Annotated in this window: 1 protein-coding gene; it reads right to left on the reverse strand. The window is 58.4% G+C overall.

The window, feature by feature from the left end; translation table 11 throughout:
• Window positions 1-196, reverse strand: a 196-nt coding sequence (locus tag FUT88_RS25635) for a type B 50S ribosomal protein L31 (protein WP_147219351.1), incomplete at its 3' end; no start/stop codon positions are given.
• Window positions 197-539: the final 343 nt, after the last annotated feature.

Here is a 539-nt window from a genome sequence, read left to right on the forward strand (position 1 = left end):
TGTCCAGAACCTTTTGCTGGCCCGTGTAGAACGGGTGCGATTCGGACGAGACTTCGATCTTGGCCAGCGGGTATTCCTTACCGTCCAGCGTGATCATTTCCTTGGTCTGGATGGTCGAGCGGGTGATGAACTTGAAGTCGCTGGACATGTCCTGGAACACGACTTCGCGGTAATTCGGGTGAATGCCTTCTTTCATGATGGGCCCTGGGGTAGAGGTAGCCAATTCGCGGCGCGCTTCAGGTGCTCACAGGGTAGGAGCCACCGTGCGACCAGCCCTCGAATCACTTGCCGGGTGGAGAAACGAGAATTATGCCAGAGAAACAAAGGCTTGAGCAACGCGCTTGCCGCAAAATCCGTCGTGCCGGCGCATCGAAAAGTGGCTAATAAGGCTTATTTTCATCAAGGCGCGGCCAAGCGCTCGATCGTCAGCACGCCGTGGCCGTCCAGATCCATCGTTTTGGTGTCGCCGATGCGCAACGAGGTGTCCAGGTTGCGCGTCCAGGTATCGACCCGGGCAGGGGCTTCGGCGTCGGGGGAGG

The organism is Ralstonia sp. TCR112, from assembly GCF_007997035.1.
Classification (GTDB): Bacteria; Pseudomonadota; Gammaproteobacteria; order Burkholderiales; family Burkholderiaceae; genus Ralstonia; species Ralstonia edaphi.